This is a genomic window from Bacillus sp. SRL543, from assembly GCF_984799205.1.
Window position 1 is genome coordinate 959,628 of sequence record NZ_OZ481794.1, and the last position, 17,749, is coordinate 977,376.

The following is a 17,749-nucleotide window of genomic DNA, read 5'->3' on the forward strand; positions in this document are numbered from 1 at the left end:
AGAATGACGGTTGAGGCGGGATATCTTTACGCAAAAACGGCCTATGAAAAATGGGGGATCACGGTAGATGAAGTGCTGGATCAACTCAGGCAGATCCCTATTTCTATCCATTGCTGGCAGGGAGACGATATAGGCGGATTCGAAGTGAATAGCAGCGAATTATCAGGCGGCATTGATGTGACAGGTAATTATCCCGGCAAAGCGAAGACGCCCGGAGAGCTGCGCAGGGATCTGGAAAAGGCTCTTAGCTTGATCCCGGGGAAGCATCGGGTCAATCTGCATGCAATCTATGCGGAAACAGATGGGGAGGCAGTTGACCGTGACAAGCTCGAACCGAAGCATTTTGAAAACTGGGTAAGATGGGCGAAGGAAAATGGGCTGGGCCTAGACTTCAACCCAACCGTCTTTTCCCATCCAAAGGCAGCAGACGGACTGACCCTTTCCCACCCGGATCCTGAAATCAGGGAATTCTGGATCAATCACTGTGTGGCAAGCCGCCGGATCGGCGAGTATTTTGGCAAAGAATTAGGGACTCCGTGCCTGACAAATATTTGGGTCCCGGATGGCTACAAGGATGTCCCAAGCGACCGGATGACACCGAGAGTGAGATTGAAAGAGTCATTGGACCGCATATTTGCCGAAGAAATTGACGAAAAGTATAATCTGGATGCGGTTGAAAGCAAATTATTCGGGATAGGCTCTGAATCTTTTGTCGTCGGCTCCCATGAATTCTACCTGGGCTATGCCTTGAAAAATAACAAGCTGTGCCTGCTTGATACCGGGCATTTCCATCCAACGGAAACAGTGTCCAACAAGATTTCTGCCATGCTCTTATACAGTGATAAGCTGGCCCTGCATGTCTCGCGGCCAGTAAGATGGGACAGCGACCATGTGGTTGTGTTTGATGACGAACTAAAGGAAATTGCCCTGGAAATTGTCCGCAATGATGCGCTTGGAAAGGTCATGATCGGCCTTGATTTCTTTGATGCCAGCATCAATCGGGTAGCGGCCTGGACCATCGGGACGCGCAATATGATCAAAGCCCTTCTTTATGCTTTGCTAATGCCGAACCGGCATCTGAAAAAACTGCAGGAAGAAGGCAATTATACGGAAAGACTGGCGCTGCTCGAGGAGTTTAAGACCTATCCTTTTGGTGCGGTATGGGATTATTATTGCGAGCAGATGGGCGCCCCTGTCCAGGAGAAATGGCTGGAAGAAATCAAAGGATATGAACAGAGCGTGCTCGCTGTACGGTAAGCGGCAAAAAAGACTCCGGCTTACAGGAGTCTTTTATTTTACAGGAATATTTGGGTGCTATGATTTATGCTATAGTTGAATGAATAGTCATACAAAAATGAAGAAGTTAAATAGATGACGGGTATTGCAAAGGGCAGGTGTTTTCTAGTGTTGGTTGCTGAAAGGCAAAGAAAGCTCGTGGAGCTGGTGAATGAGCGGTTAAGCATCCGCGTATCTGAATTAAGCAGGATTTTTTCCGTCACAGAAGAGACGATCAGACGGGACCTGGAGAAGCTTGAAAAAGAAAATCTGCTGCGCCGGAGCCATGGCGGAGCAGTCAGCATACAGGAAGAACAGTCTGAAATCTCCTATTTGGAACGGGAAGTTACCAATGCGGCAGACAAGAAAAAAATAGCCTTAGCGGCAGTAGAATTGATCGGGAAGGGCGACCAGATTCTTCTGGATGCAAGCACCACTGCCTGGTATATGGCCAAGGAATTGCCTGATATGCCGCTGACCGTGCTGACCAATTCCATCAAGGTGGCCATTGAATTAAGCAAAAAGGAGCAGATCAAGGTCATTTCCACTGGCGGTTCCCTTCTGTCCCAGTCGCTTTCCTATGTAGGGCCGCTCGCTGAACGCTCCCTCGCTCTCTATCACGTCAACAAGGCTTTCATCTCATGCAAAGGCATCCACCTTGAAACAGGTTTGAGCGACTTCAATGAATTGCAGGCTTTGGTGAAGATGAAAATGATGGACATTGCTGAGGAAACGATATTGATGGCAGATTCAAGCAAGTTGGGCATCCGTTCTTTTGCCAGAATTGCTTCCATCTCGGATATCGATTGGCTGATCACTGATTCGAAAATTACGGACGAGATTAAGAGGCGGCTGGAAGAAGGGGATATGAAAGTGGTCGTTGCGGAGGATTAAAGAAAAGGTAGGAATAACCCTATACAGGGAAACTTCCTGCCTTTTTTTGTTCTCCTTTTGTTACCCCATAAATAACCCCTGAACCATCCCCACCAGCGTAAACGCAACTAAATGGTCTCCAACAGCAACGCCCAGTGATTTCTTTGTGACAAGCCCGAATAAAGCATTTTTCACATAAACAATGGAAATCACAAATCCAATGGATAATCCAAGAGCAGCGCCGTCCAGAAAGCTGTCTGAGCCAGTCGCCTGAAGGGCTGCAGCCATTGCAAATGAAATGATGAATGCAGTCACGACTGAGTAGATATATTTGAACGGACCCCCGCTTTGTTTATGAAGGATTTCATGATTGCTTGTATTCTTTTTTGATAAGGAGGCTGAATAATAAATTCCTCCGTATATGATGTATACCAGCCCTCCAGCAATCACAGGAAGGAAGTGGATGCTGCTCCAATCAATTGACATAAGTATGCTCCTTTATTTAGGTTCGATGGCCAGGCATATCGCCCTTATTTTACACTCTACTGACAGCGATCCTTTGAGAGGCAGCACATCGACCAATTCCACGGGATTATCCAGATATCTGTATCCGCTTCTTGGCAGCCAGAAGCTGTACAGTTCAGAATAACATTCAATCATTCTGCCTCTTTCACTGTAATCCACAGGTTCATCAAACTCATATACAACATGCTTTCCCCCTTTAAAAAGAAAATAGGGCTCGTCCTCCGGAATCTTATCCTCATCAATTGCCATGCGGCAGTCGTATCTGGTTTTGTCCGGCGGTGTTATATATGGGTTATTTCTTGGCACCCCAAAGATGAATGTGTCCGGCTTCATTAGTTCTCTTGATTTTGTCCAATGGTAGAGTTCTTCCCAGGCATCAGGAATTCCTTTTGTATAAGGGCCGATGCTTTGTCTATTCACAGTTGCGCAAACTGGAAACTCAATGGTCTTCAATTTATCCAGGTCCAGCCATCTAAACTCATTATAGAGATTCTGCCCATGTTCTTCTTTCCCTATATTGCTGAAAAGTTTAGATTTCTTGCTGTCCTGATAGACTCTTGGGAATAATTCCAGATAAGCTCCTTCCCGCCACTTCCTCGGACTTGTGTTGAAATTCTTTGTAAAAGAGGCTGTAAAATATGATAAGGAAGTAAAGCCGCACATGAGAGATATCTCGGTAATTGGGATATCACGTTCATATATCAGTAAATGTGCAGCATTCTCGAGACGGAGCCTCTTAATGTACGCAGATGGCGTTTCTCCAACAATCGCTTTGAATGTCCGCTGAAAGTGAAATGGCGAGTAAGTCGATACTTTGGCCAATTTTTCGAGCGGAAGGGCTTCCTGCAGGTGATGATCTATATATTCAAGTACTTTGTTGATTTGTAAAAGCTGTTCTTTTCCGGACATGCTTTTAAGCTCCTTACTAGTATATTTCTTATGTTCTATTAAACCGGATATGCGGCTCAGGAACAAGGGACGGTACAGCGGCTTTCTTTTTAAAAGCAGGGCTGTGTTGATTTTGGACTCATTCGTGTGAACTCTGTATCTGGCTTAAGTGAGCCCTAAATTATATGGGACACTAACAGAGCCAACAGAATGAATAAATTCAGGAATAAGGATATAGTGTGGTAAACTAATAGGATGAAAAAAGTGTAAAGGCAGGAAATACGATGAGTGAAATCAGAAAACACAAATCCAACAAACTGAAGCTGGCCATGAGGGGATTTCTGGTCATCCTCGGGGGCTTCATTGCTGCGTACGGCCTTGAAACCGTTCTGATTCCAAACAATGTCTCCGATGGAGGTGTTACGGGTGTAAGTATCGTTGGGGCGCAATTGTTTCCTTTTCCATTGGGGGTTCTGATTGCAATCCTGAATATCCCGTTTATCTGGCTGGGCTATAAGCAGATCGGAAAAACCTTTGCGATCCTTTCCATTATCGGAATAGCTTCGCTTGCTATAGGGACAAGCATGATGCACCATACCCCGGCAATCATCGAAGGCGATACCTTGCTTGTCACCGTCGTCGGGGGAATCATCCTCGGTTTCGGCATGGGGCTGGCACTGCGCAACGGCGGTGCACTGGATGGCATTGATATGCTTGCCGTGCTGCTGTCCCGGAAATTGCCGTTTGGGACGAGCGATATCATTCTCTTCTTGAACATCTTTGTGTTTATCTTCGTTTCAACCGTGTTTGGCCTGCAGGGAGCGATACTATCAGCCATTGCTTACTTTATCGCATCCAAGGTCATTCATATTGTTGAGGTAGGGCTGAGCGGTTCTAAAACTTTTCAGATTATCACCACCCAGCCGGCATTAATGGTAGAAACCATACGCGACCGTCTGGGCCGCAGTGCGACTTATAAAGAAGTCTACGGAGGCTTCTCCCATGAAAAATTCAGGGAAATCACCTGTGTCATCAACCGCATGGAAGAAACCAAGCTAAAAGAAATCATCAATGAAATTGACCCCGATTGCTTTGTCACGGTATATGATGTGGCAGAGGTAAAGGGCGGGAACTTCAGGAAGAAGGATATCCACTAATAAAAAAGCCTGACCCCATTTAAAATGGGGACAGGCTTTTTTAATGGAAGGATTTTCTGAAGTTTACTCGAAATTAGTATAAGATGTTTCAAAAATATAGTATGGGAAATGTGGGAGGTAATTATGGGCAGGTTAATTCATTTTGAAATTCATGTAGACGACATGGAGCGTGCGAAAACATTTTATGGGGAAGCATTTGGCTGGTCTTTTCAGGACTGGAGCGAATATGCCGGAATGCCTTACTTTGGTGCAGTGACCGGTGATGATAATGAACTGGGTATTAACGGGGCATTGATGCAGCGCCAAACTCCGCCGCCAGCACCCGGTCAGCCTGTAAACGGCTTTACCTGTACTTTGCATGTAACAGATTATGACAGCTCTGAAGCAAAGATCCTGGAAAATGGGGGCAAGGTTGCATTGGCAAAACACGCCCTGCCCGGAATGGCCTGGCAGGGATATTATCTGGATACAGAAGGAAATGTATTTGGCATCCATCAGACGGATGAGGGCGCGAAATAAGCTTTTAGAGTGTGCTTGAATTTTTCCTGGTATCCAGGCAGCCGTAATTGCTGCTGCATATATTTGATTAGCTGGGCGCAGAAATGATTACCACCGAATTTACTTGGAATTGAATTTCACAGTATACCTTAATACAATTTCTGTACGAATCCTTATCGGTCGAACTGCGGTTTTGATAAATACAGAGTAAGGTGATCTTGATTTGAACCTTATAATCATTTTGCTTTCATTAATAGTTTCTGCGATTGTAGCTGTTTTAGCTTTGAAAAGAAAGAATAACAAATGGTTGGCGCTTTTAATTGCGTTATGTTTAAATACATTATTATTGGTGGCAGCAACGTGGACTTTATATTTAAAAAATGAAGAAGCAAGAGTGTTTGGTATCGGTCAAACTAATCTTTTAACACTTGTATTTTCCATACCGATAATCACTTGGATTAACTTTTTTATACTCGAATTTATAAAAAGCAGAAAGACAAGAACTAGAATTTAAATACGGTGAAAACGCTTGGAGTGCCAAGCGTTTTTTATTTGCTGATTTTAATGAGGAATCCTTTAGTTTAATGCTGTTTTTTATATCAAAAAAACTACTGCGATTTCTGCATTATCAGAACTGCATATTGTTATAGAAAGATGCTTTTTTATTGGTACTAAAACTTTTTGAAAAGGAACTTTTTCCCTTCACAACCGTATAAGCGATTAAGGAATTTGCCGGCAAAGGGGGGAGGAAAGAATGTTTTATAGTGATATACAAATGGTGCTGACCGCCTTATTTTTCTGGTGGCTCATGCTGCTTCTGTTTCAGCGCTTGGCCAATCGCTACCCTGAAAGGAATACGTGGAAAAAGGATATTTTGACTTCTTTTTATCAAAGCGTTTTGATTCTGATTCTGCTGCCGGTGCTGAAATATATTTTAAACCTATTTGGTTACTAAAAATATAGCTGTGTGTGAGGAGTGAAGAAATGCGAGTCAAGAATATCTTTATGGTTGCATCTATTTTTCTGAACATAGGCTTAGGGCTGGTTGTCTATAAAGAGTTGAGCAAACCAGATGCTAGTGAAGTTGGGCTGTCATTCAAGGAAGCGGTTAGGACAGAAAATGATCAGCAGGCAAGAACACTCATGGCCGAGGAAAGAAAGGCGGAAATCTCTGATGAGCTGCTGCAGCAAATTAAGGTTCGGATGGGTGCAGGTACAAGCTTCAATACCTATGAGCTGTTAAAGTTTGAAAACGGCGAAATGGTGCTGCTTCATTTAACGCCTGATGAGTATGAAATACAGGATGTGGTGATTGTGCCGGAGGAGATGAGAGGGGTGTTTGATGGGGATGGTTTGTAAAGAAAGGCTGGGAAAGGTGAGTCCTGGGCAGGGGAAACTTTCAGGCTGTTTAGTCTGTTTGGTAGAGAAACAGCGGGATTGATGATAAAAAGCTGTGCAAAGAGAGAAGCGCTTTTCAGGAAGCGAAACAGCTCACCCTGGCCGGCGGGCTTATTGAAAACAAAGCTGAGAGACGGATATCGCCTTCAAAAAGGCAATATCTATACTCTCAGCTCATATTTATTAATGAGCAGTCATTTCATGCACTATTTCATCACCGCTTAAGTCAGAGAAATAATAGGTTGGCCAATGATCCATTTCCTGCAGAAGATCTGCATGTTCTTCATCCCCGAAATAAATGTGATAATGATCGGCTTTTGTCGGGTAAATACTGTGATCGCTGAATTGGACATGCTTTGGCAGTCCATCTGTTTCTTCTCCTGCCAGATCAAATAGAAAACGGACGCCCCGATTTCCGGCTTCATAATTCAGGATTTCGTAGCCGTGATATTCATATTCTCCTGTTTTTGCTTCACCATTTCGGTAAAATGTCATCTCGTTATCTTTGATAACAATTCGTTCAACGTCTGTTTCATAACCAGTTTTATAATAAGCTTTGTATTCCTCAGAGGATTTATCCTTTTTTGTTTCAGCTTTGTGTTCAAAAACCTCATCCAGCGTTCCGTCCAGCAGGTAAGGATAAACAGACTGCCAGTCGCCTTCCCAGTCAGATAGGGGACGGTCTTCGACTTGGTCATCTTCAAATATCCCTGAATAGATTTGTTTTTCTTCTTCTGAGCCGTGGCTGTGCTCATGTTCTTCCTCATCTTCATGGTCGTGCTCATGATCATGACTTTCTTCGGAACTTTCAGTGGTTTCCTCGGCATTTTCAGCGGATTCCTCAGGTGCTGCCTCTTCAGCGGGTGCATCGCTCTTTTCCTGGCAGCCTGCAAGGATGATGCCTAATAAGAAAAGGGAAAAAATAGAACTGGTAAGCTTTTTGTTCATAAATAAATTCGCTCCGATCATTATGTATTGTATAAATCGTAACTGTTACTATTTATACCTTACTGAATATACTATGAGCGAAAAAATGTGTCAATGTAAAACGTAATTATTTTGATTTATGATTAAAAACAACTAAATTAATAAATTTATACTACAGACAACATTTTGTGTTATAAAATGGAATTATTGTATCCGTTGAGGGGATATTTATAAAAGAAATTATTAATGCGTATTTAAATGGTTATAACCTGTCTTATCAGGGAAATCTACAGGAAATGTATTGTTGTTGAGAGGAGTGTTTTTATGGAGTCCATATGGCTTGAATATGCCTGGGCATTATTGATTTTAATCGGATTGGAGGGCTTGCTTTCTGCGGACAATGCGCTTGTTTTGGCTGTCATTGCAAAGCATCTGCCTGAGGACGAGAAGAAAAGAGCTATCAACTACGGAATAATTATGGCGTTTGCCTTTCGATTTATCGCGCTTTTTGCCATTTCGTTCATCGCCAATGTGTGGCAGATACAGGCAATCGGAGCGGCTTATCTGCTTTATCTCGGATTAAAGCATGTAATTAAAGCTAAGTTTGGGAAAGACAACAAACATAACCGTGAGGATTTGAAAGAAGAGTCCCGCGGAAAGGGATTTTGGCCGACAGTAGGGAAAATTGCATTAGCCGATTTGGCATTTGCGATTGACTCGATCCTTGCTGCAGTCGCGCTGGCGCTTGGGCTGCCGGATTCACCGCTTGGCGATTTTGGAGGCATGGACGGCGGGCAATTCATTGTCGTAGTCCTTGGAGGAATCGCGGGATTGGTGTTGATCAAATTCGCCGCAACCTGGTTTGTGCAGCTGCTTGGGAAACGCCCGGCACTCGAAACAACCGCCTATGCCATTGTAGCATGGGTTGGAGTCAAGCTTGCTGTCATCACGCTGGCGCATGAGGATATCGGCATCCTCGACCACCATTTTCCGCACAGCACAGGCTGGACACTGGTCTTCTATGGAGTGCTGATAGCCATTGCCCTCATTGGATGGTTTGCACCCCAGAAGAAATCGGAAACCGAAACATTATAAAGAGCCAAGGGGACAGGTCCCCTGGCTCTTTTTTGGCTGTGCCACGGGGTCTGTCCCCCTGGCTCTTTTTTCAAGAAGGATTGGCGAACTGTTTTGTGGAACTTATGGTGGATGTCATTATAAGAAGGAGTTCAAACAATGAATGACCGCCACGAAAATCTTTTCACCCAGTTGCAAGCTTACAGGGAAGATATTCTGCTTGTGCTAGAAGGAGTAACCGCCGGTCAGGCAGAGATTGTTCCCGATAACTTCCGCAATAATATCAGATGGAATATGGGGCATATTTATCTGGACCAATATCTATGGATAGAAGCGCTGACGAAGGAAAAATCACCGGTGCCGGAAGCATTCCGCACCTGGTTTCGCTATGGCTCAACACCTGCTGATTTTACTGAAGAAACACCCTCATTTGATGAACTTAAGGACCTGCTGAGACAGCAGCCATCAAGCCTGAGGAAAGCCTATGGCCACCGCCTTGAGGAAGAATATCCGCCAACAGAGATGGGAATGCGGACAATCGAACAAGTGTTGATCCGGACGATTTTCCATGAAGGCATGCATCTGCAGGCTATTATGGATATTCGGAAGTGTCTTTGAGCCAAGGGGACAGGTCCCTTGGCTCTTTTTTATGAATGGGCCAGGGTGCCTGTCCCCCTGGCTCTCCAAATACAATATGATTTAATTTGGGTGATACCTTGAAAACAAAAATAATCGTATTTCTGCTTACTTTTTTTACTTTTCTCACATGGATATTCATGGCCATCTATTTCTCCACAGAGAATGATTGGTGGTCTGTGCTTGAAAGCAGAGAGACCAGCTATGATACAGCTGCAGCTGGAGTGTCTTATGTAAAAGTTCTCTTGGGCACAGGTCTATTTCTAGCTGGAGGGATTCTTGTGTATATGGTGATAAGCAAAAAATGAACCAAGGGGACAGGTCCCTTGGCTTATTTTGAGGCTGGACCATGGGACCTGACCCCGTGGCACGAAATGAGGAGATATTTTGGAGAATCAAATAACCTATAAAATCTGGACAGTTGTGATGATCCAGGATGGAGATAAAGTGCTGCTGCTGGACAGGCAGCATGACCACTTTAAGGGCTTTCTTCCGCCGGGCGGGCGAGTGGAATTCCCGGAGAGCTTTACTGATGGAGCAATCCGGGAGGTCAGGGAAGAAACCGGCCTTGAAGTGAGCAATCTTGTATTTAAGGGGATTTCGGAGTTTGTGAATCCGGTGAAAAATGAGCGGTATATGATGATGAATTATTGGACGAAGGACTTTCAGGGCGAACTGCTGGAGAATCCGCCGGAAGGGCAGCTGCATTGGATCAGCATCGAGGATGCGAAAAATCTGCCGATGCAGGAAGATATCAAAATGAGATTTGATTCGTTTTTCGAGCCGGGGACATTTGAGATTCAGACGGTTTGGGAAGAGGAGAGGAATGGGCCGGGGGCCATTATGATTAAGAGAACATGAAGAGCCAAGGGGACAGGTCCCTTGGCTTTTTTTGAAGCTGGGCCACGGGGTCTGTCCCAGTGGCTCTCCCTCTGGCAGCAATAATATTAAGATGCCTCACAGCATATTTAACAAATGGGGAAAGCTAAAAACGAGGTGAGGGCTATTGAAGAGCATTTTTACTATTGTCTATATTCTTAGTGATTTTAACCAAGGATGCCGGAGCTGCAGAACCCCAACATAAAATAGTCGCCAAATCAGACAGCATCACTTTGCATGCCATAGAGAGGAATGGTCTTTTTTACGACTTTAAGTTGAATTTTCAGGGAAGTGAGTATTCCAGGCCTTTCTGGATAAATGTATCCAATCCCACTTACGCCCCTGAAATCCATTACGAGGATATTAATGGTGATAAAAAGAAAGAACTGATTATTATCCTGACCAAAGGTTATGGTACAGGCGTCTTAGAGCAAGAAGTGGTTGTCTTCCATGTAAATGGTCAGCTGTTGCGAGAAGTACTGGTTGATAATCCAATGGCAATTGTAAATAAGAATATAAAATCAAGTTTATCAAAAAGCACAGCCGAGATAACGATCGGAGAGAAGCATTATAAGATCAATGTTAAAGAGTTAGGGCTTCTGCCTGATACCTTGTTTCCTGAGATTAACTTTGGCAGCATCATTAAGTACGAGGTAAGAGATCATAAACTATATGCCGTACTGCATCCACAATTCTCTCCAGGTGCTTTTGCAGGCAGCATTGTAATCGAATATGAATACCTTGATCATATGTACCAGGCAGGATCAATATGTTTGAGCCAAGGGTACAGGTCCTTTGGCTCTTTTTGAAGCTGGGCCAGGGGGTCTGTCCCTGTGGCAAGTCATTTTGTGATGTTATAACTGTTAAAACTGATAATAATAAAAGAACAAAGAGCAGAAAAAAATATTTTAATGTTACAGGTGGGTTGATCCAGGAAGGATAACCGCCTTTTTTATTGAATCCTTATTTTATAAAAGATGCAGTTAGTGTCTTGTTGTTAAAATAGAATGGCACGAATTTCTCCGTAGTTAGGACGGTGTATGATGAAGAATCCGCGGAACATAGTACTCTTTATTGCTCAAAGCTTGGATGGATACATTGCAACAAAAGAAGACTCATTAGATTGGTTATTTAAAGTAGAGGGTGAAGGTGATAATGGCTACTCGGAATTTTATGAAGAAATTGACACAATCATTATGGGCAAAAGAACATATGACTGGATAATGAAACATGAAAAAGGTCAATTTCCATATAAAAACAAAGATTGTTACGTCTTTTCCAGGTCTCAAGTAGAAGATACAGCTTATGTTAAGTTTGTGAATGGAGATATTGTAAATTTCGCCAATAGCCTTAAAAAAGAAGAAGGAAAAAATATTTGGGTAGTTGGCGGAGGAGACTTATTACACACATTTTTGAAAGAAAAATTACTCGATGAATTGATTCTCACAATTGCTCCTTCCATCATCGGAGATGGAATTCCATTATTCAAATCCGGCAATTATCAGCTGGAATTAAATCTAAAAGGGACGCGAACTTTTAACCAATTTGTTGAAATGCATTACACAGTAAAAAAGTGAGCCAAGGGGACAGGTCCCGTGGCTCATTTTGAGACTGGGCCACGGGACCTGTCCCCCTGGCATGCACATCTGATAATAAGCAGAGGGAAGAAGCGATAGAGGTTGTTAATGAACTGATGAAAAGTTTGAAAACGGGTATTCAGGATTAAAATCTAATTAGGTTGTTTATTAAAATCAGTGGTTAATTGTTCTATAAATGGGAGGTTAATTGAATAAACTATAATGTGAGTCTCAACGTCTCCAGAATTGTTTTCAAGGATTTGAACGCAACAGGCAGGTATGTAGAGAGGAAATTTGTTTATGAAAATGAAAAAAAAATCATTTGTACTCTGTTAGTGATGATAGGTCTTATCTTTAGTTATTTGGCACTGCAAAGTAATTTAATGGATATAAAAATAGGTTACTCTTTTGTTGCTATTATCGGATATATAGAGGCTTATTTAGCTGCCAAGAGAAAGGAATAAACGGGAACGTATTTAATTTGACACGGCTAATATTCCGTTAAAGGGGACTTAGGATTAAGATCGGCTGTCAAATCGGGCAGCCTTAGATATGGGTAGGTTCATAAAAAGATGTTAAAGACAATTTTCTAAGTAGTAAGAATAGCCATTCTTATTCACAGTAGCTAACATTCAGGTGTACTGATATTCTCTAATAAAATGGGCAGTTAACAATATACTTTGTGAAATAATGTTCTTAAATTATAGGTTGACTTATGTTAAATCGGCTGCCAATCAGGCGGCCTTTTATATTTTTGAAGGAAATAACTTAGAAAGTGAGATTATTAAGTAATTTCTTTACATACTCCTCCTAAAAATTTAGGAGATAAAGAATGCCAAATAGTAAAATTCAAATCCCTTATTTCATGCACCAGCAGTGAATAAATATATCTTGCTAATAAACGTACTTAAACAAGCTGATGCTTATGTACCAGTTCAGCTGCCAATCCAGGCAGCTTATCTTATACCATAAAAGGAGAAGAAAGAAAGTTACTACTTTGTTAATATATGGTAAAATAAGTTAATGAGGAGGCGATTAAAATTAAACGAACGCCATTTGAGCCACCAACCGATTTTTACGACGAACGGTTAAGCAAAGTTGATGAGCAAATCTGTTCTTTGCTGAAACAGCGGAGGGATATTTCAAACGATAACCCAGGGATTCCGTCTGATCATTTTATCTCTAACTGGGCTATAAAATATGATCTCTATGAAGAGTATTTGAAGGCGTTATTCGGGGGAATGAGAATATACGATTTCTTTAAACCGCGTATTGAACCGGCTGGATTCAGAAAACACCTATTGGTTCTAAAATCGGTAGAAAAAGATGATCGGATATATTCCATAACCGTTATTCGGCAGTACGAGAATGCCAGCGTTATACAGCTGCATATCGATTGGGATGAGCCGGATGATTCGCCAATCGGCCGGCATCATCGTAATAGTTTTGAATTGTTTTTAGGAGAGCAATACGATTGCTGGCAGTCTCGTGGTGGTGGCTCAACAGGGCATTTTACATACAGCTTCATTGTTTCTCCGCCATTGCCTGACGATATTTCCAATACAAAGTTAGTCTTTAAAGAGTATAGCGACACCTTTAAGGAAAAGCCAACAGGACTTGAAATTGTTATGAATATAGAATAATAAGCTAAATGCAGGAATGCTTAAGATCTGAATGTGAATTTGTCAGATCTTTTTTTCATATGAAAAGAGGTTATCTAAAGGAGTGATACCAAAGTGGAGAAAATCGTAAGGCCAGAGATAGAGACATCGGGTATTGTAGAGCTTTATACAGGGGTTTTGCCATATGTTCTTTTATCAATCATGGTTATACTCATTGCGGCTATCGTGTTTTTCGTTAAGTTAGTTAGGAGTAATCAATATATCGCTAGATCCGCTGGAACCAAGGGGACAGGTCCCATGGCTCTTTTTGAGCCAGGGGACCTGTCCCTGTGGCTTCATTTAAAGTACAATTACACAAAGAATACCACAGAGGAGATTCTAAATGATTAAAGGAATATATGAATTCATAAGTGAAGCACAGTTAAGAAAGTATGCAGAGCTTGCTGTGAGGGCTGGTGTAAATCTGCAAAAAAATCAATTATTGGTTATTCATAGTGATATACAAAATGCTGTGTTCGCACGTCTGATCCAAACTGCAGCCTACGAGGCAGGGGCCTCAAATGTATTTATAGATTGGACAGATGAACAGTCTGCCAAAGAATTTTACTTACATGCAGCAGATCGTGATATTGATCAGTTTCCTGATTGGCAGGCTGCCCGTTTTAAGGAGTGGGAAGATGCGGGTGCTGCTTATATCCATATAATTTCAGAAAACCTGGATGTATTTAAGGAGGTTCCTCCAGAAAGGATAAGCCGTTTCCAAAAAGCTTCTCGTACCAAATTAAAGGATTATCATGCGAAACTCAGATCCCACGAGATACGCTGGTGTCTGCTGGCTGTCCCATATGTTTCCTGGGCAGCTAAAGTATTTCCGAACCTAAGTAGAGAAGAAGCCTTGCAGTCATTATGGGAATTAATTTTAAAAGGATCCCGGGCAGATGGAAAAGATCCTATAAAAGATTGGGAGAGTCATAACAGAGCCTTCGAGTCCCGCAAAAAAATCCTGAACGAGAGCCAATTCAAAGACCTCCATTTTAAAAATAGCCATGGAACTGATTTATTAGTTGGCCTGCCTGAAAATCATCGCTACATCGGCGGCGGTGTCACAGATAAAAATGGAATACCTTTCTTTCCGAACATTCCTACAGAAGAAATATTTACAGCTCCCCATAAAAATAAGGTGAATGGCAAATTGGCCGGTACGAAACCTCTTATCCATGGGGGAAGTGTCATAGATAAATTTTATCTGATTTTTAAAGATGGAATGATTACTGACTATTACGCTGCAAAGGGACAAGAAGTGTTGCAGAATCTTATCGAAACAGACGAAGGTTCACATTATCTGGGCGAGATTGCCCTGGTTTCTAATAAATCACCTCTTGCTCAGACAGACACTCTTTTTTATAATACCTTGTTTGATGAAAATACAGCCTGTCATATTGGAATCGGAAATGCCTCTCCCTCCAATATTCAAAATGGCATTAACAAATCAGAGGAAGAGTTGAAGGCAGTGGGTTTGAATGCTTCACTTTTGTTAGTCAATGTGACCTTTGGTACCGAAGATATGAAAGTAGTGGGCATTAAAAAAGGTGGAGATGAAGTCCTGCTAATGAAGGATGGGGATTTCCAATTCTAGACTGTCTATATGTTACAATAATTGGAAATTTTGATAGGAGCTGATAATAATTTTATTTGAAATTTTATTAACCTTTATAGTAACTTTCGTATTTGTTGGTGCTATCAGCTTTGTGGTAAATTTCTTTTTGCCAAATAGAAACGTCGGTAATTCAAAACATATTAAAGTCCTTTTTACTCAAACTTCATTCATAACATTAATTCTTGTATTCATTCTTTAATATTCACTTACGAGCCAAGGGGACAGGTCCCTTGGCTCTTTTTTGAAGCTGAGCCATGGGGTCTGTCCCCATGGCTTATTAATTTGGGCCATGGGACCTGTCCCCCTAGCTTCTCTTTTAAAACTGTGCCATAGTGTCTGTCCCCCTGGCACAAATGAAAGAATCCTTTTTGGTTTTCTCTGGAAATAGTGTGGTAAATAATAAAGATTAACTAAAGCGGGGAGGCATTTTATGAAAGTCCTTGTGATCGGAACGGAAGGATTGACCGGGGAGCATGTGATCAAACAGCTGTCGGACAAGCAGCATGAGGTTATGGCATTGGTCGGGACGAAGAGTAAGGTGGAGGAAATGGGTAGGCTGGGCGCAAGTGATGTTTTTGTGCTGGAAAGTGATGATTATGCTCAAGCCTTTTCATCTTGTGATGCAGTCATTTATGTAGGCGACTCTAGTGCAAGAACGGGAGAAAGCAAGCCGATTCTGATAGACCATCAATCGGTTATTGATTCGGTGCAGGCGGCAAAGGATCAGGGGGTAAAGCGCTTTCTGCTGATGAGTGCAATGCGGGCCAATGAGACGGACAAAGGCGGTTCAGGAACAGACGGAGCAAAAAATCAGCCGGAGGAGCTTTTAAGAAACGCGCAATTAACTTATACCATATTACGGACAGGCAACCCTGTAGACAAGCCGGGGAAAGGGAAGATTGAAGCAGCACTTTCTCTTAAAAGTAAGGAAAGCGAAATTCCGAAAGAGGATATTGCGACTGTACTGGTCGAGGCATTGGAATTGGAGGAGGCTTATAACAGAACCATTGAAGTTTCTTCAGGAGAAACGCCGATCCGTGAGGCCTTGCAGCTGCTAGACAACTAAAACATACTTAACTATTTCAAGAAAAGGGTGATAAGATGTCCAATATAAAAAAATACCTCCCGGCCGTTCTGAAGGGGACTGCGGCACTCAGTGCTGCAGCAGCTGCGACCTATTTCTACCGGAAAGATGACACGCAGCAGCAGCATTCGATCCTGAGGAATTTTCCGCTCCTTGGCAGGGTCAGGTATATGACAGAGAGAATCGGTCCCGAGCTCAGGCAATATTTGTTCGAAAGCAATAACGAAGGAACTCCTTTTTCCCGGAAAGAGTTCGAGGATGTCGTCAAGGCGGGTAAATATAAGGAGCGATTGATCGGCTTCGGTTCGGAGAGGGATTTTTCAAAAAGCGGCTATTATATCCGCAACAGCATGTTTCCGAAGCAGCGGGAAGAATTGCGGATCGATAACAGCCAGAAGATCAATACAAATGTCTATAAAGTGGATGAAGAAGGCCTTATGACCAGGAAAGAGCATCGGGAAGAAAAGCAGACAGATCCCTATTTTTTAACAGACGAAGACGCAGTCATCCTCGGCGAGCATACATGCCGGCAGCCGTTTAAGCTGAAAGGGCTGGTAGGCCAGTCTGCAATGAGCTATGGCGCGCTTGGCGACCGGGCGATCACGGCTTTGTCGAAAGGGCTGGGCCTTGCCGGCGGAACATGGATGAATACCGGGGAAGGCGGTCTGTCTAAGTATCATTTAATCGGAAACCCGGACATTATGATGCAGATTGGGCCGGGCCTGTTTGGCGTACGGACGCCGGGCGGGGAGTTTTCATGGGATGAATTTGAGAAAAAGAGCAAAATTGAGCAGGTAAAGGCATTTGAAATCAAACTGGCCCAGGGGGCTAAAATCCGCGGCGGCCATATCGAAGGGGAGAAGGTAAATGAGGAAATTGCCCAAATCCGCCTTGTGGAGCCATGGCAGACCATCAATAGCCCCAACCGATTCTACGAATTTAACAATTATGATGAGCTGTTCCAATTCATAGAAAAAATGCGGGATAAAGGCGGCAAGCCAGTTGGCATCAAAATCGTGGTCGGAGACCTGGATTCGCTTGAAGAAATGGCGCAGGTGATGAAAGAAACAGGAATGGGCCCTGACTTTATCACCGTTGACGGCGGCGAAGGCGGGACAGGCGCCACCTATCAGGAGCTTGCCGATGCAGTGGGGCTGCCGATTGGATCTGCACTGCCCGCAGTTGACGAAATGCTGGCTAAATATAAAGTCCGCGACAGGGTGAAGCTGATTGCATCAGGAAAACTGATTACCCCGGATAAAATCGCGATTGCTCTCGCCATGGGAGCAGATCTCGTCAATATCGCCCGCGGATTCATGATCAGCGTCGGCTGCATCATGGCGGAAAAATGCCATACGAACCACTGTCCTGCAGGGGTCGCCACAACGGATCCAAAGCTCCAGGACGGACTTGTTGTTGAGGAAAAGCAATACCGGGTGGCCAATTATGTGGTTTCACTCCGTGAAGGGCTGTTCAATCTGGCCGCAGCTGCAGGCCTTGATACCCCGACTAAATTTGAACGGAAGCATATTGTCTATAAAGACGAATGGGGAAGAGTTTCGGCTGTCCAGGATATGATCCTTACACCGAGAAAGGTAGATGAGATACAGGAGAAGGAACAAGAGTGAGCCAGGGGGACAGACCCCATATCCATCAAGTTAAGCAAATAAATACCACAT

20 protein-coding genes are annotated in these 17,749 nt (G+C 43.1%); 17 read left to right on the top strand and 3 right to left on the bottom strand.

Annotated elements, in window-relative coordinates; all coding sequences use genetic code 11:
• Nucleotides 1-3 precede the first annotated feature (3 nt).
• Together rhaA and AC4E8B_RS04970 are read left to right on the top strand one after the other, a co-directional pair.
• Complete coding sequence (gene rhaA, locus AC4E8B_RS04965; RefSeq protein WP_490217405.1) at nucleotides 4-1,257, top strand: L-rhamnose isomerase; 1,254 nt, start codon at nucleotides 4-6, stop codon at nucleotides 1,255-1,257.
• Nucleotides 1,258-1,404: 147 nt separating this feature from the next.
• Nucleotides 1,405-2,169 (top strand): DeoR/GlpR family DNA-binding transcription regulator, encoded by a 765-nt coding sequence (locus AC4E8B_RS04970; RefSeq protein WP_490217407.1) that lies wholly within the window; start codon nucleotides 1,405-1,407, stop codon nucleotides 2,167-2,169.
• A 60-nt stretch (nucleotides 2,170-2,229) separates the two neighbouring features.
• Here AC4E8B_RS04970 and AC4E8B_RS04975 read toward each other — a convergent pair whose 3' ends face one another.
• A complete protein-coding gene (locus AC4E8B_RS04975; protein ID WP_490217408.1) occupies nucleotides 2,230-2,634 on the bottom strand; it encodes a DUF1761 domain-containing protein in 405 nt (134 codons plus the stop codon).
• A gap of 12 nt (nucleotides 2,635-2,646) precedes the next feature.
• On the bottom strand, nucleotides 2,647-3,582 hold the full coding sequence (locus tag AC4E8B_RS04980; RefSeq protein ID WP_490217409.1) for an AraC family transcriptional regulator: 936 nt from the start codon (nucleotides 3,580-3,582) through the stop codon (nucleotides 2,647-2,649).
• A gap of 263 nt (nucleotides 3,583-3,845) precedes the next feature.
• Here AC4E8B_RS04980 and AC4E8B_RS04985 point away from each other — a divergent pair, with 263 nt between their 5' ends.
• From AC4E8B_RS04985 to AC4E8B_RS05005, 5 genes are all read left to right on the top strand, one after another.
• On the top strand, nucleotides 3,846-4,718 hold the full coding sequence (locus AC4E8B_RS04985; RefSeq protein ID WP_490217411.1) for a YitT family protein: 873 nt from the start codon (nucleotides 3,846-3,848) through the stop codon (nucleotides 4,716-4,718).
• Between the two features lie 123 nt (nucleotides 4,719-4,841).
• Nucleotides 4,842-5,237 (top strand): VOC family protein, encoded by a 396-nt coding sequence (locus AC4E8B_RS04990; protein WP_490217412.1) that lies wholly within the window; start codon nucleotides 4,842-4,844, stop codon nucleotides 5,235-5,237.
• Nucleotides 5,238-5,439: 202 nt separating this feature from the next.
• Nucleotides 5,440-5,730 carry a hypothetical protein gene (locus tag AC4E8B_RS04995; protein WP_490217413.1) on the top strand — a complete coding sequence of 97 codons (291 nt, stop codon included), beginning with the start codon at nucleotides 5,440-5,442 and terminating at the stop codon, nucleotides 5,728-5,730.
• A gap of 240 nt (nucleotides 5,731-5,970) precedes the next feature.
• A complete protein-coding gene (locus AC4E8B_RS05000) occupies nucleotides 5,971-6,171 on the top strand; it encodes a hypothetical protein (RefSeq protein WP_490217415.1) in 201 nt (66 codons plus the stop codon).
• 29 nt (nucleotides 6,172-6,200) lie between these two features.
• Nucleotides 6,201-6,575 (top strand): hypothetical protein, encoded by a 375-nt coding sequence (locus tag AC4E8B_RS05005; protein WP_490217417.1) that lies wholly within the window; start codon nucleotides 6,201-6,203, stop codon nucleotides 6,573-6,575.
• A gap of 222 nt (nucleotides 6,576-6,797) precedes the next feature.
• On the opposite strand, the gene AC4E8B_RS05010 is transcribed toward AC4E8B_RS05005, so the two are convergent.
• The gene (locus AC4E8B_RS05010) at nucleotides 6,798-7,562 is read right to left on the bottom strand and encodes a metal-binding protein ZinT (RefSeq protein ID WP_490217418.1); all 765 of its coding nucleotides are present in this window, start codon (nucleotides 7,560-7,562) and stop codon (nucleotides 6,798-6,800) included.
• A gap of 303 nt (nucleotides 7,563-7,865) precedes the next feature.
• Here AC4E8B_RS05010 and AC4E8B_RS05015 point away from each other — a divergent pair, with 303 nt between their 5' ends.
• The 10 genes from AC4E8B_RS05015 to AC4E8B_RS05060 all read left to right on the top strand — a co-directional run bounded on the left by AC4E8B_RS05015 (nucleotide 7,866) and on the right by AC4E8B_RS05060 (nucleotide 17,698).
• A complete protein-coding gene (locus AC4E8B_RS05015) occupies nucleotides 7,866-8,636 on the top strand; it encodes a TerC family protein (RefSeq protein ID WP_490217419.1) in 771 nt (256 codons plus the stop codon).
• A gap of 138 nt (nucleotides 8,637-8,774) precedes the next feature.
• Complete coding sequence (locus AC4E8B_RS05020) at nucleotides 8,775-9,233, top strand: DinB family protein (RefSeq protein ID WP_490217420.1); 459 nt, start codon at nucleotides 8,775-8,777, stop codon at nucleotides 9,231-9,233.
• Between the two features lie 405 nt (nucleotides 9,234-9,638).
• A complete protein-coding gene (locus AC4E8B_RS05025) occupies nucleotides 9,639-10,112 on the top strand; it encodes an 8-oxo-dGTP diphosphatase (protein ID WP_490217421.1) in 474 nt (157 codons plus the stop codon).
• 179 nt (nucleotides 10,113-10,291) lie between these two features.
• A complete protein-coding gene (locus tag AC4E8B_RS05030; RefSeq protein WP_490217422.1) occupies nucleotides 10,292-10,939 on the top strand; it encodes a hypothetical protein in 648 nt (215 codons plus the stop codon).
• A 234-nt stretch (nucleotides 10,940-11,173) separates the two neighbouring features.
• Nucleotides 11,174-11,707 carry a dihydrofolate reductase family protein gene (locus AC4E8B_RS05035; RefSeq protein ID WP_490219511.1) on the top strand — a complete coding sequence of 178 codons (534 nt, stop codon included), beginning with the start codon at nucleotides 11,174-11,176 and terminating at the stop codon, nucleotides 11,705-11,707.
• Nucleotides 11,708-12,825: 1,118 nt separating this feature from the next.
• Nucleotides 12,826-13,350, top strand: coding sequence for a hypothetical protein (locus AC4E8B_RS05040; RefSeq protein WP_490217424.1), 525 nt, complete (start codon nucleotides 12,826-12,828; stop codon nucleotides 13,348-13,350).
• 93 nt (nucleotides 13,351-13,443) lie between these two features.
• Nucleotides 13,444-13,719, top strand: a complete 276-nt coding sequence (locus AC4E8B_RS05045; RefSeq protein WP_490217426.1) for a hypothetical protein — start codon at nucleotides 13,444-13,446, stop codon at nucleotides 13,717-13,719.
• Complete coding sequence (locus tag AC4E8B_RS05050) at nucleotides 13,712-14,965, top strand: aminopeptidase (protein WP_490217428.1); 1,254 nt, start codon at nucleotides 13,712-13,714, stop codon at nucleotides 14,963-14,965. The genes AC4E8B_RS05045 and AC4E8B_RS05050 overlap by 8 nt, the downstream gene beginning before the upstream one ends.
• 451 nt (nucleotides 14,966-15,416) lie before the next feature.
• The gene (locus tag AC4E8B_RS05055; RefSeq protein WP_490217429.1) at nucleotides 15,417-16,052 is read left to right on the top strand and encodes an NAD(P)H-binding protein; all 636 of its coding nucleotides are present in this window, start codon (nucleotides 15,417-15,419) and stop codon (nucleotides 16,050-16,052) included.
• 35 nt (nucleotides 16,053-16,087) lie between these two features.
• The gene (locus AC4E8B_RS05060; protein ID WP_490217430.1) at nucleotides 16,088-17,698 is read left to right on the top strand and encodes an FMN-binding glutamate synthase family protein; all 1,611 of its coding nucleotides are present in this window, start codon (nucleotides 16,088-16,090) and stop codon (nucleotides 17,696-17,698) included.
• The last annotated feature ends 51 nt before the right edge of the window (nucleotides 17,699-17,749 follow it).